Raw genomic sequence first — 13,539 nt, forward strand, 5'->3', positions numbered from 1 at the left:
CAACAAAAAAATAACTTAATTTTCTGATTATTTTTGTATTATAGGTAATAAGTATAAATAAGAAAGAGGGGGAGCTTTTTGAAACTAAACATAAACGAAAATGAGAAAATAATCAGTTTGCTGAATCTATGGTATGAGGAGATAATAAAATATAATCTTTGTAGGGCTAAGAAACTTAAAGATGAAGTTAATACAAAATTAAAAGAAATAAATGTTGATTCTCAGGTGCAAATTTATTACGATTTATTCGATTTTAGATATCAAGTACTTACAGATGGAATATCAATTAATAAAAAATCATTTGAACATATGAACTCTTTAGAATTACCAGCGGATAATCGGGTTCAATATTACTATTACTTTTTTAAAGCGATATGTAAAACGATGATATCGGAATACAAAGAAGCAGAGACGTGCTTTGAAAAAGCTGAAGAACTTTTAGTAAATATACAAGATGAAATTGAAAAAGCTGAGTTTCAATATAGAAAGGCAACTTTTTATTACCAAACATTCAAACCATTAGAAGCTATTGAATACTCAAAACAGGCTAAGTATTTGTATTCAAATCATACTGGATATGAGGTGAATGCAACTTTGTGTGAAAATACGATTGGTCTAGCTTGTATTGATCTTAGGCAGTTTGAAAAGGCTGAAGAGTATTTAAATACAGCGATAGATACTTTACAAAAACAGGAGGAAGAAAGTTTGCTTTTGAGAGTTCGTTATAATTTAGCTTGGTTGTACAATAGTCAAAAGTTATCAAGTCTAGCTATTCGTCATGCATCAGAAATTACAGAAAAGATACCAAATCATTATAAAGCAATTTTTGTGCAAGCAAAAGGGTACTATAAATTAGGAGATTTAGAGAGAGCAACTAGATATATAAGAAAAGGCTTGGACCTCGCAATAAATACAGGAAATGAAGAGTATAGACATCACTTTACAATTTTAAATGTATTATGCAAGGAAGGGAATTTAGATGAACTCGAAAAGGTTACCAATGATGGGATTTCATACTTTGAAAAAGAAGAAATATGGGATTGCGTGAAAAAGTATACAGAACTTTTAGCAATTGAATTTTATAAGAAGGATGTACATTCAAAGGCAAGTCATTATTTTTATATGAATAACAAAGCTGATGGAAAACAATTAGCAAAAGGGGCGCTGAAATAGTGAAAAAAATAACGAGTTTATTAATTAGTATTTCTTTTGTAAGTCTATTATCATTTGGAATATTGAATCAAGCTTATTTTAATGGTGGGGATACACCCGCACCAGCAAAACCAAATCTCATGCATAGCGATAAATACTAAAGTATAGTAAACGGGAAAGCGACTGTTTTCAGTCAGTAACAAACGAAAAAGAAGCAGAACATCGCTTTTGATGAGCTGCTTCTTTTTTATTAATAATCAAACCAATTCCAAAGTTTAATATCACCGAGAGTTGCGTAACGTACGTGAGGTGAATTTTGTAGTTTTAATAATTCTTTCGGCGGACCGGTAATGACGATACCGTAAACTTTTACTCCATTCTCTTTTACATACTCATAGCGTTTGTCTAAGTTTAGCTCTTTCTCATTAAGCCAAGTAACTTTGCTTACAGTCTTTTTATGAGTAGAAAGAATACGCATCATTTCTAAAACTTCTTCGTCTTTTGTTTTCCATTGTTTCGTCAAAAGTATAATAAATACAATATCTATTTATATTTAATTATAGATATAAATATTGAAACAAAATGTTCGTATTTGGATTGTGAATATTATATTTACTCTACCTGGAAAAAGGGATAATATAAGAAGACTTTGCTTGATTAAAGGGGGATCCTAATTGTTTATATCAGATGTAATATACGGAGAATTTGAAGTAGATAAAGTATTAGAAGAATTAATTTTAAGCAAGCCAGTGCAAAGGTTAAAGGGAGTTCACCAAGCTGGGGCAAGTTACTTAATGAACGAAAAATGGAATGTAACTCGTTTTGATCATTCGGTTGGTGTCATGCTATTAATTAAAAAACTTGGTGGCTCAGTAGAAGAACAGATTGCTGGTTTATTGCATGATGTATCGCATACTGCTTTTTCTCATGTAATTGATTATGTCTTTGATAATGAAGATGAAAGCTATCATGAAGAAATATTTAGCACTGTTATTACAGATTCGGAAATTCCAGGGATTCTTGCGAAATATGGTTATAACTATGAAGGTATTTTGCTAGATGATTCAAAGTGGACATTGCTTGAGAGATCAGCACCAGACTTATGTGCAGATCGAGTAGATTATACACTAAGAGATATGTATACATATGGATATATTTCTTTAGAAGAGGTTCAAAGTTTTTTAGAGGATTTAATCGCAGTTGATGAGAAAATGGTTCTTCAAAATATCGAAATTGCGGAATGGTTTACGATAACGTATTACAAAGAAGTGATTGATTTCTTTATGAAACCAATTAATATTTACGGAAATGATAGGTTAGCCAAAACGTTAAAATTGGCTTTACATAAAAATATAATTAAGCCAGATGATTTTCTTTTTGAAGATCATAAGCTTATGTCTAAACTAGAGCTATGTAAAAATCAAGAAATAGATACTTTATTAAGTAAACTTCATCCAAGCGTAGAAGTGAAAGAAGATAAAAATGATTATGATTTATATCAGAAAAATAAAGTTCGTCTCATTGACCCTTCGTTACTTCATGAGGGTAAAGTCGTTCAGTCGTCTGTTGTATCAGAAAAAATAAGACAAATGAGTGATGTTGCTTATGAAAAAGCGGTGAGAGGGACGTTTGTGAAAGTGATTTCTAATTAATAAAAAAGATATATTTAAAAATAAGAAAAATATGAAAGAGTTTATCTTTGTTCTTTGGAATCCATTTTGATTACTTCTTTATGGATTCTTTTTTATTTTGTAAATCAAGTGTTTATATAATTTAGAACTTAATAAACAACCTAATAGAAAGAAATAAAACACCTTGTGTTAATAATTGTTAAATATTTTGGTTTAACAAAGCTTTTCGCTTTCCTATTTAAGTTTATGACACGATTATATAAGGATAAGAGTGTCTTTTTGAAAAGGTAAGTATGCAATTATACGTATTTACCTTATGTAGATTCAATAGAATTCTAATTTGATATGTAATTTTTAATAATTCTAAATGATCTATTAAGGGGGATTATAGAACTTGTTTTATTGATGTTATTTCTGTTTTTTATTCTTTTTCTTATATATAGCTGAAATGGTTAATGAATTGAGATGAGGTTTTGGAAGATAATATATTTTAAGTATAGGAGTTATTTTCATCACTTTTTCCATTTCAAGATTTTTAAATTAAACAATAGGTTTTTGAATAATAATTTTGTCGAACTATTATTTAGGTAGTTACACTGTAGGATTTATTTGATATGTAAAATTTCCAATGATCTACATTGGTTTTTTAGAAAGAGAAAAAATTTCTTCTGAAACCGACCTTTCTTATCTTTAGCTTGATAGCGATGTGGTACTTCAAAATATTAGTTTGCTAGGTCTGGTGGGGACCCCTTATAGGGATAAATGTTATTTGCAAAAGTTTAGCTTGCTTTTAAAAACTTTGTAACAGAACCCTTTTGCTAATGAGAGACCGGTCATTTCTGCTATTTCTTTATAGGAGAATCCGTAGTAATCTCGTAATAGTAAAACATTCCGTCTTTCTAACGGGAGAGAGGATAGTTCTTGTAACCAACTAGTCATCTCATGTTTTATGAAATAAAAGCAAAAAACGTCAAGAAATGGATAGTGTTCTCATTTATCATAATACATATAAGGCGGGTGAACAGAGATGGAAAGCTATGAAACACAAATTCAAAAGGCAATTGATTATATTGAAGGAGATGTAATGGAAAAACAGACGCTGCGTAATTTAGCTCGTATCGCAGGCTTTTCCGAATCTCATTTTCATCGTGTATTTCAGGCGTTAGTCGGTGATACAGTAATGGAGTATGTTCGAAAGAGGAGGCTAGCTCGGGCAGCTTACCAGCTTTCTCATACGGACGAAAAAATTATTGATATCGCATTCGAACATGGCTTTCAATCTCATGAAACGTTCACGAGAGCCTTTAAAAAATTATTTCAAATGACACCAAGTGAATATCGAAAAGAAGAAATTGAAACACCGATGTATTACAGAGTCAATGTAAAACAAAGAAAATTAAATCCATATTTAGGGGGCATACAAATGGAGTATCGTATTGTAAATAAGCCAGAGTTTTTGGTTGCTGGATATGAATTGAAGACGACGAGTAAAGAAGGAAAAAATCATCAAGACATCCCAGTCTTTTGGCAGGAGTATTTACAAAAGGATCTTGGAACGACGATTCCGAATCGTAAAGATACGAGCCAATGGGTAGAGCTTGGACTATGTACAGACTTTAATTTAGAAACAGGGGACTTCACTTACATTATTGGAATGGAAGTTACAGACTTTGAGAATGTACCGAGTACAATTACGACGCGTACATTCCCGGAAGCAACGTATGCAGTATTTACAACGCCGAAAGTACCTCATGAAGAAATGGTACCGTCTATTCACCAAACGTGGAATGCGGTGTTCTCAGAATGGTTCCCTCATTCAGGGTATGAGCATTGCGGAAACGCTGAGTTTGAATTATACGATGAGCGTTGCCACGAAGATAAGAGTGAGTTCGCTCAAGTTGAGCTTTGGATACCGGTGAAGAAAAAATAATAGGGTAAGAGCGAATCATTAAGAGGTGGTTCGCTTTTTTATAAAGGGGAATGGGAAGATGTTCAAAAAATTAGAATGTGTATCTATACATACAAAGGATATAGAAAAGTCAGTTGCTTTTTATAAAGAAATGGGAATGAAGCAAAGCTGGATTATAGAAAGAGAATTAGAAGAGGGAGTCGTCTGGACGTTAGTAGGATTGAAGTTTCCAGATAAAAATAGTTCAGCGTTAGTAGTAAGTAATCATCCGAATATTAATTTTATGGAAGTTGAAATATTTGTAGAGGATGTACAACAAACATATGAAAGTTTGAGAGAGAATACAGAAATAAAATGGATACGCGAACCGTTTCAAACAGAATCAGGTCACGTTGCGGTAATGGAAGCACCTGATGAAAATGTATTTGTGTTGGTGGGGAGATAGGAAAATAGTATATGTGACAATCTTTCATAGAGAGTTATGAATGGATAAGAAAAGACGCTTTAAAAAGTGTCTTTTCTTATTAATTAAGCGGAAAAACAAGAAGAATCGTCGTTCCTTTCTCAAGCTCACTATCGATTGAAATGGTCCCGTTATGAGCGAGAACAAGCTGTTTTGTAATGGCGAGTCCAAGTCCTGTTCCTGCATTATTTTCTTCTGTATTTGTTCCACGATAATATCGTTCAAATAAAAGTTCCTTCGTTTTCTCATCCATTCCTTTTCCGTTATCGGAAATAGATAGTGTAAATGAGTTTATACTTTGCGCGAGTTTTACGATTACTGTTGTTGTTTCATTATTATGTTTTACAGCGTTTGCTAATAAGTTTTCGATAATGCGCTGGAACCATTTTTCTTCAATAAAATAGTAAATTTTATTTGAGCTAGGTACAAATTCAATGTTTTGGTTTTTGAGTGTCGGATTATTAATGAATTGTAATAACACTTTTTGGACGAATTGATTAATCTCAACATTTATGAGCTGTGCGGGAAGAGCATTATTTTTTAATTGATATGTTAAGCTTAAGTCGTCAATTAATGTAGTCATATATTGTGATTTTTCTTTCATAATGCAGCCGAACTCTTGAATATCATGATCAGTCCAATTGTATTGCTTAGATTCTAGCAACAAAGCATAGCCGTAAATGGAACTAAGTGGCGTTTTTAAGTCGTGTGTAAGACCAGTAATCCATTCCTCACGTGTTTGTTGGATGACTTTTCTCATATTATCATTTTTTTGCAAAGTAATAGATAGATGCTCTAATGTATTTGTAACATCTTTAAATAGACGGAATGACCATTTCTCTTTACCAGATCGCCGGAAGCGAACTGATTTCCCTTTTTTACTTACCGGTTCTTCGTATTTCCCACCAGCAATATTTTTGAGCCAACGCATCGCATGTAATAGCGGTTTTCCAAACTTTTTCCCGTACCAAATAGAGAGAATGACTAAGTAAACAAATACGATGAGGAGGATTAGCCCACATCCGATGAGAACTTTCTTTGCAAATAGATCCTCTATTTCATCCTCTGGATAGTAATGATCATTTTTCGCTGTTATAACGAAGAGGTGTCCATTACTAGAATCATAGAAACTTGAGATGTTTTCTTCATGATTCCACGGTTCTTTTTCGCTAAGTAGGGTTTGGATAGCAGAAAGTGTCTTTTTCTTCTCGTTTGAGTATGAAAAAACTTCTTCTCCAGTTGTATTGAATATTTGTAATGTCGCCTTTTCTTTAGAAAGTAAATGTTTTTCTTGTTCTGTCAGTGCAAATCGTTCTATTGATGGAGTAGGATGCGCTTCTTGTATTTGTTGAAGCAAAGCATTGCTCTTCATCATACCACCATAAATAACGAGTGCTTTTTTCTTTTCTAATTCAATTTCCCAGTAGGTGAATTTATATGGGCTCTCTATATGATGTTGTAAATAAGCAATTAAAGATGTCTTAGTGTAAGAAGTGGGAACATCTTTTGGAGTATTGAAGTGATAAAGAATATTTCCGTTCTCATCAACAATTTGAAGCCAGTCGTTTTTTTCTGCAATTAGATCTTTTACCTCTTCTTTTATTGTAATATGTTCATCTTCTGCAGAGATATATTGGGAGATTGTAAAACCATCTGAATCTGGGATATTCGGTTCGTATAACGTGCTCGTAATAAGCATACTTAAGTATACAAAAGCAGCTATGACTGCAATAAGTAGTGTAAATAAGACGAAAATATGCTGCATAATAAACTGGACAATAAGTCTTTTATTTAAGTTCATATGTATTACCTACACTGTAACGAACTTATAGCCAAGTCCACGAACCGTTTTTATATGTTCTGGGCTACTTGGATCTCGTTCAATTTTTTCTCGTAGTTTTCGAATATGAACCATCACGGTATTGTCATCCCCATTATAGGCAGGAGCGCCCCACACTTTCTCGTATATTTCTTCTTTTGAAAATACGTAATTTGGATGTTCACAAAAGAAAAGTAAGAGTTGGAATAGTTGAGCCGAGCATTCGACGATCTTTCTGTCTACTCGTAGCTCTGCCGCGTGTTTATCGATTTCAAACCTTCCAAATGAAATTGAAGTGTTTTCTTTCCCCGGTTGCATCAATTGTTTCATATGTCTTCGAAGTTGTGCTTTTATACGGGCGACCACTTCTAATGGATTAAATGGCTTAGTAATATAATCATCTGCTCCGTATAAAAAGCCAGATACTTTATCTAGATCAGATGTTTTTGCTGTTAAGAAAAAAATAGGGCAGTCCGTTTTTTGGCGAATAATGGGGCAAATATCAAAGCCAGACTGTCCAGGAAGCATAACGTCTAAAAGCATTAAATCGTATTCGTTTTGGTCAACGAGTAATAAAGCATCTTCAGCAGATGTTGCGGTTGTAATATGAGAAAAGCCTTCTTTTTGTAGAATAGTAGTTAATAATTGTAAAATTGCTGTCTCATCATCAACGAGTAAAATGTTTGCATGATACATAATAGAACCTCCTATTTTCACCGAATATCATATCATCTTTTTTGTAACTTATGGAATTTTTAAGGAAATTTTAAGGTTTCCTTCCTAAAAAATTAAGATTCAAATGATATGATAAAAGTAACATAGGGAGGAGATGAGTGTGAATCCGTTTCAATCGATGCGAGCAAGGTATTTTTTAATTGTATTTGCACTACTTATTCTTTTTGTACGAAACAGTAATGAATTGCTAGAAAATACATTTCATATACAAAACTCTTCAATTGTAAGTGTCTGTATATTTTATATCCTTCCAGCTATTTGGTTATGGTACGAGTATAGACGACATCATATTCCACTCACTTTATTTATTAATAAAAAGGAAACATTTAACTTGATACAAGTTTTGTATATTACAATTATGTTATGTCTTTTTAGTTATGGATATCTTATTTTGTACATGTATAGTTTTGCGTGGATTACACCGGATTTCATTATGAATGCACTGCATGAACCGATTGTAGATAGTACAGGGGGATATATATATCAATTTATAATGGTTGTATTTGTAGCACCTACTATTGGTGAATTTGTATTCAGAGGATTTCTACTTCAGCGTTTTGCAGCAAAATGGGGAACTGGGACAGGGATGATTGTCGTAGCTATTTTATTCGGGTACTTACATGTTGATTTTCTCGGTGCGACTGTATTTAGCATCGTGCTATCTATCATATACATTCGGTCAAAAAGCTTACTTATGCCAATTTGTATACATATATTAAACAATGCAATTGTTCTCACATCATCTTTCATAGTAAGTAAAGAAAAGATAATGAGTCTTGCAGATTTTTCTAATTATACGACGTTTATTACAGGTCTCATTATTTTTATAATCGGATTGAATTTAGTACTTGTCTTTCTATTTATTAATCGTCGTTATTGGAGTAAAGAAGTACCGACTATATATACAAATAAAGTAAGAGATAGTTCGGAATCGGGAAACTATGTAATGGGAGATAAGTAAGAATGAAGAAGACGATTGACAAAATATGAAAAGAAATGACGGAGCCGAACGCTATGAGATACGCGTGGTAGAAATATTTGTGAATGTATTGTCCAGTAGTAGATTCTATCGTGTTTCCAGAGTACCATCTATTTTCAAGTGGTAGTTATAAAGAAAGTGTTATTTTTCTGCTTCTTTTTGTAGGAGTACGAATTGTAATCGGTCTTGTTTTAGAAGAAATTGTGAAGCGTATAGCTAAAAAATATGTAAAAAATGAAGAGAATCAAGTTGCATTCCATAAAACTTTTGAGAAAGTAATGGGGGCTCTTGTTTTATTTTATGAAAGCTATTATTTATTTTGTAGTAATGAAGCATCAATAAGGTGATGAAAGTATAGAGGAGGGGATATTCATATGAGTGAAACGATATCGTCAAGTAAACTATTTTATTTGATTATGGTTAGTTTAGTTGTGATTACGACGATAAATGTCGTTCTTCGTTGGGATGAAGCATACTTTTTTGTTTATTTAGCACTGCATTTATTAGGTCTTTTATGTATTAGTGGGGGTATGGTCGTTGAAAACAGACGTAAAGATGGCATAAATTATATGTGTGTAATGGGTCTTATATTACTTTTAGTTGTGCAAGGAATTATGAAATATAGCTCTATTTCTTTTCAAGACTTAAGCTTATTTGTAGAACTAATCCAGTAGGCGAGTGGTAATCTATGTTATCTGAGAAACAAATAGGTTATATATTTGTTTTTATAGGATTTTTCATGATTATTATAACGACGCTATTTTTCCAGGACTATGAATATATACGTTATATATAAGGTGCAGACGTTATTTGTTGGTTTTTCAGTGTTTTTCTTATCCCTGAATATGAGGTGAAGAAAAAGTCCGAAAATAGGTAAAACTCTTCTTGAAATAGAAGAGTTTTTTATATTGCCTTTTTTATTTTTTCGAGTACTTTTTTACTATTAAATCCACGCTCTCCCATGCCGAATACTTCAATTAATCGGTCGTTTTCATCAAGTAAATAAGAGTTTGAAGTATGAATGTATAGCCCGCTTCCAGGATCTCGGTATTGAAAGTTAAATGTATCTGCTAGTTTTTTTGTTTTATTTACATCTCCACGTAATAAATGCCAACCCTTCGTTTTCGTCATTTCAAATGTGTTCGAATATGTAGTTAATACTTCTTTTGTATCAAATGTAGGATCAATTGTAATTGTAATAAATTCAATTTTTTTCCCGAAGAGGTTTTCACGTTCTAATTCATCTCGTAAATGTTTCATTTTGTATGTAGTGACAGGACAAATATCAGGACATTTCGTGTATATGAATTCTACAAGTTTTAATTTTTTTGGTAAGTTATCAAAAGATATGGTAGAGCCGTTTATATCTTCCATAACGATGCCATGGGGTATTTCAGCTGAAGCTTTACGGTAGTCTGTAAAGTAGTAAATGCCAATGCCGATTACAATGATTAACCCTAATGTAAAAGTAATATAAAATTTTTTCATTATCTATCCCCTCCCAAAATTATTTTATAAGAAAAATTCGAAAATTTATAAAAAGGGATTGAAAGTTCCATGACAATTCTCTAGGTTAGCTTGTTCTATTTTAGAAGGTACGAACTTACAATAATAATAGACAGGCAACATAGAGGAGGGAATAACGTGAAGAAAGTTATTGGGTGGACGCTTTTTTTGTATATTAGTTTTGCGTTATTTATATATTGGTATTTATTTGGATGGAATCATGAACTCATTCCAGACATGTATAAAGGAACGAGTGCAGATCCAGAGACGTTTATGAACGCGAGAGAGCTTACGCTAAGCCAAGATTATTCTCGCGTGAAAAATTTACTATATTTTTTAGCGACGCCTCTTGAATGGATTATTTTATTATTTGTACTCGTGCTCGGTGTTTCAAAAAAGTTTGAGAAATGGTCGAAGGAAACGACTAAAATAAGTGTCTTACAAGTGGCGATTTATTTCTTTTATTTATCATTACTTACAACGGTGCTAGCATTACCGATGCAATGGATCGGCCGTAAAGTGTCCGTTGATTACGGTATTTCAACACAAAGCACACAAAGCTGGATTAAAGATCATGTCATCGATTTTTGGGTGAACTATGCGACTATGTTACTCATTGTTACGGTTTTATTATGGCTCATCCGTAAATTCCCGAAGAGATGGTGGCTAGCAGGATGGGCACTCTCTGTTCCGTTTACGATTTTCTTAACGTTTGTGCAACCTGTTATGATTGATCCGCTTTACAACGATTTCTCGACGCTGAAAAATAAAGAATTAGAAACGAAAATTTTAACAATGGCAGATAAAGCTGATATTCCATCTGAACACGTATATGAAGTAAATATGTCGGAAAAAACGAATGCGTTAAATGCATACGTAACAGGAATTGGAAAAAATCTTCGCATTGTAATGTGGGATACGACGCTACAGCAATTAAAAGATAAAGAGATTTTATTTATAATGGCTCATGAAATGGGACATTACGTCATGAAACATATATATTGGGGCGTGGCGAGTTATATTTTCATATCATTTATAGGGATGTATGTAATTAGTCGTATTTTAAATATGTGTCTTAGAAAATGGGGAGATACGCTGCAAATTTCAAAAATGGCATGTTTCTCAATTTTACCTGTATTTTTCTTAATTTCCTCTGTATTATCTTTTGTATCACAACCAGCAACAAACTATGTTTCACGTATAGAAGAAAGAGCAGCAGATCAATACGCTTTAGACATGACGAAAGATGGTAAATCAGGGGTGAAAACTTTTCAATATTTATCAAAAACAAGTTTAAGCCAAGTAAATCCACCTGCGTTAGTGAAATTTTTCTTATACACACACCCGCCAATTTTTGAAAGAATTCACACGTTTGAACAATATGAAAAACAGAAAAAATAAAGAAAGAAGTAGCAATTATGCTACTTCTTTCTTTATATAAAAATATAAATTTGAAAATGGGAATATTTATCATTGCTTTTTATTGTGATTTTGTAAATAATAAGCTATAAAATTCTAAAAATCTGTATATAAAGGAATAAAGGTGTAAATATGTATTTTTTACAAAATTTAAAAGTGAAATATAAATTATTCTCGCTTATCTCATTGGCAGTTTTGGGCATGGTAATTATGAGTTGTGTAGCAATTAATTCTATTAATAAGATTAAGCACGATACAGAGGTTGTAGTAGATGATTATCAATATTCTGCAATTTTATTAGAAGGAATGCTTCGTACACAAAATTCTTTAGAATATAACTTACTAGAATTAATTACAACGTCACAAGATGAGGGGACAAATAAAGAGGGGATTATTGGAAATATTGAAAAGGATCTTAAAAAATATGATTCTTTATTAAAAGAATATGATGATGGCTTCGATTTAAGTAAGCAAGAGGATGAGCTGTTTCAGAAGGTGAAGAAATCTTTGCCAAGTTATATGGAGGCATATAAAAAGGTGTTTGACAAAGCGAAGGTAACAAATGAATCTCAAATGCTAAACGAATTTCAAAAGGAATTAAAACCAAAGGGAGTAGAGTTAGCTGGTTATGCGGTAGATTTAGAAGCGTATGTTTCAAATTTAGCTGACCAAGTATTTAAGGATTCTCAAAAAATGATAGATCGGTCCGTTATTACTTTTATCATTCTTGTAGTAGTTACTACAATCATTATATGTATAGTAAGTTATATTATTAGCAAGCTTATAGTTACTCCTTTACAAACGGTTAGTCGTATGATGGAAAGAGCAAAAGAAGGAGATTTAACTGTACATGGTGATTATAATGCTAAGGATGAATTAGGTGTATTAGTAAGTGATTTTAACGAGATGATTGCAGGGCTAAGAGCAAATATGCAAGAAGTAGAGAATAATATTCAGCTTTTATTCCAACATGCAGACGGAGTAGTATCTGCATCAGAAGTATCTAGCAGTGCGGCTAAGAAAATCACTATAGATATTGAAGAAGTTGCAAATGGCGCAGAGAGTCAAAAGCAAGCAATGGAACAAACGGCGGGTGCGATGGAAGAATTGACACAAGGAATGCAAAGTATAGTGAATACATCCTCATCTGTGAATGAATTGTCTGCACAATCAGCATTAGAAGCAGAAAGTGGAAACAAGTTAATGAAACAAATGATTCAACAGATGGATACAATTCAAACGTCAGTACATAGCGGCGTTAAGCAAGTAGAGGCTATGAAGGAGCAATCAGAAGAAATTGTAAAAATTATTGATGTTATGCAAGGTATTACATCGCAAATTAATTTATTAGCATTAAACGCCGCAATTGAAGCCGCACGCGCTGGTGAAAGTGGTAGAGGATTTGCAATTGTGGCGGATGAAGTACGAAAATTAGCAGAACAATCTAGTGATTCTGCAAAACAGATTGAGAAGCTTATTACTTAAGTTATGGGAACAACGAACCATACGGTAGATATGATGGGGAAAGTAGATAATGAGGTACAGGCAGGTACACAAGTAGTAATGCATACAGAAAAAGTATTTGGAAAAATTACAGAAAAAGTGCAGCAAGTATCTAATCAAATTCAAACTGTATCTACGTCTACAGATGAAATAGCAGCCAGTAGTGAAGAGATTTCTGCTTCTGCAGAAGACATGGCTCAAATTTTCCAAAGGTCATCTGACCGAACTGATAGAGTAAAAGAGTCTATTCAACAGCAAGAAAAATCTGTTCAAGAGATCTCGGTTTCAATTGAACATCTGCATAGGGTAGCTGGAGGATTAAAACAGATTGTTTCACAATTTACTCTTCAAAAATAGTGTATTTAAGTTTATATATAGTGAAATTGCTTTGAATAAATAGCAAGAAAATTTTGTGTGAATCCT

General features: G+C 32.7%; 11 protein-coding genes and 4 pseudogenes. 10 read left to right on the forward strand and 5 right to left on the reverse strand.

Annotation, left to right across the window (positions count from 1 at the left end; translation table 11 throughout):
• Positions 1–78 precede the first annotated feature (78 nt).
• Complete coding sequence (locus tag DJ93_RS18265; protein WP_042982390.1) at positions 79–1,173, forward strand: response regulator aspartate phosphatase; 1,095 nt, start codon at positions 79–81, stop codon at positions 1,171–1,173.
• Positions 1,174–1,402: 229 nt separating this feature from the next.
• Here DJ93_RS18265 and DJ93_RS18270 read toward each other — a convergent pair.
• Positions 1,403–1,660, reverse strand: a pseudogene (locus DJ93_RS18270) (anti sigma factor C-terminal domain-containing protein); the annotation flags it as partial.
• 166 nt (positions 1,661–1,826) lie between these two features.
• On the opposite strand from DJ93_RS18270, the gene DJ93_RS18275 reads away from it, so the two are divergent.
• Positions 1,827–2,804: an HD domain-containing protein gene (locus tag DJ93_RS18275; RefSeq protein WP_042982393.1), complete on the forward strand. Its 978-nt coding sequence runs from the start codon at positions 1,827–1,829 to the stop codon at positions 2,802–2,804.
• Between the two features lie 744 nt (positions 2,805–3,548).
• On the opposite strand, the pseudogene DJ93_RS30855 reads toward DJ93_RS18275, so the two are convergent.
• A pseudogene (locus tag DJ93_RS30855) lies at positions 3,549–3,740 on the reverse strand (sigma factor-like helix-turn-helix DNA-binding protein); the annotation flags it as partial.
• A 70-nt stretch (positions 3,741–3,810) separates the two neighbouring features.
• On the opposite strand from DJ93_RS30855, the gene DJ93_RS18280 reads away from it, so the two are divergent.
• Both DJ93_RS18280 and DJ93_RS18285 read left to right on the forward strand, forming a co-directional pair.
• A complete protein-coding gene (locus DJ93_RS18280; RefSeq protein WP_042982395.1) occupies positions 3,811–4,713 on the forward strand; it encodes an AraC family transcriptional regulator in 903 nt (300 codons plus the stop codon).
• A 58-nt stretch (positions 4,714–4,771) separates the two neighbouring features.
• Complete coding sequence (locus tag DJ93_RS18285) at positions 4,772–5,137, forward strand: VOC family protein (RefSeq protein WP_042982396.1); 366 nt, start codon at positions 4,772–4,774, stop codon at positions 5,135–5,137.
• A 79-nt stretch (positions 5,138–5,216) separates the two neighbouring features.
• Here the strand turns inward: DJ93_RS18285 and DJ93_RS18290 are convergent, their stop codons facing one another.
• The gene (locus DJ93_RS18290) at positions 5,217–6,956 is read right to left on the reverse strand and encodes a sensor histidine kinase (protein WP_042982398.1); all 1,740 of its coding nucleotides are present in this window, start codon (positions 6,954–6,956) and stop codon (positions 5,217–5,219) included.
• Between the two features lie 9 nt (positions 6,957–6,965).
• Positions 6,966–7,670, reverse strand: coding sequence for a response regulator transcription factor (locus tag DJ93_RS18295; protein ID WP_042982400.1), 705 nt, complete (start codon positions 7,668–7,670; stop codon positions 6,966–6,968).
• 139 nt (positions 7,671–7,809) lie between these two features.
• Here DJ93_RS18295 and DJ93_RS18300 point away from each other — a divergent pair, with 139 nt between their 5' ends.
• From DJ93_RS18300 to DJ93_RS33790, 4 genes and pseudogenes are all read left to right on the forward strand, one after another.
• Positions 7,810–8,670: a CPBP family intramembrane glutamic endopeptidase gene (locus DJ93_RS18300; RefSeq protein WP_042982402.1), complete on the forward strand. Its 861-nt coding sequence runs from the start codon at positions 7,810–7,812 to the stop codon at positions 8,668–8,670.
• An 83-nt stretch (positions 8,671–8,753) separates the two neighbouring features.
• A complete protein-coding gene (locus DJ93_RS18305; RefSeq protein ID WP_052109582.1) occupies positions 8,754–9,035 on the forward strand; it encodes a hypothetical protein in 282 nt (93 codons plus the stop codon).
• A 27-nt stretch (positions 9,036–9,062) separates the two neighbouring features.
• Positions 9,063–9,362, forward strand: a complete 300-nt coding sequence (locus DJ93_RS18310; RefSeq protein ID WP_042982403.1) for a hypothetical protein — start codon at positions 9,063–9,065, stop codon at positions 9,360–9,362.
• Between the two features lie 14 nt (positions 9,363–9,376).
• Positions 9,377–9,565 (forward strand): annotated as a pseudogene (locus DJ93_RS33790) (hypothetical protein).
• 26 nt (positions 9,566–9,591) lie between these two features.
• On the opposite strand, the gene DJ93_RS18315 reads toward DJ93_RS33790, so the two are convergent.
• Positions 9,592–10,176, reverse strand: coding sequence for an SCO family protein (locus tag DJ93_RS18315; protein WP_042982405.1), 585 nt, complete (start codon positions 10,174–10,176; stop codon positions 9,592–9,594).
• Between the two features lie 156 nt (positions 10,177–10,332).
• Here DJ93_RS18315 and DJ93_RS18320 point away from each other — a divergent pair, with 156 nt between their 5' ends.
• Both DJ93_RS18320 and DJ93_RS18325 read left to right on the forward strand, forming a co-directional pair.
• Positions 10,333–11,595 carry a M48 family metallopeptidase gene (locus DJ93_RS18320; protein WP_042982406.1) on the forward strand — a complete coding sequence of 421 codons (1,263 nt, stop codon included), beginning with the start codon at positions 10,333–10,335 and terminating at the stop codon, positions 11,593–11,595.
• A gap of 150 nt (positions 11,596–11,745) precedes the next feature.
• Positions 11,746–13,473 (forward strand): annotated as a pseudogene (locus DJ93_RS18325) (methyl-accepting chemotaxis protein).
• Positions 13,474–13,539 lie beyond the last annotated feature (66 nt).

Origin of the sequence: Bacillus clarus, assembly GCF_000746925.1 — a bacterium.
GTDB classification, from domain to species: Bacteria; Bacillota; Bacilli; order Bacillales; family Bacillaceae_G; genus Bacillus_A; species Bacillus_A clarus.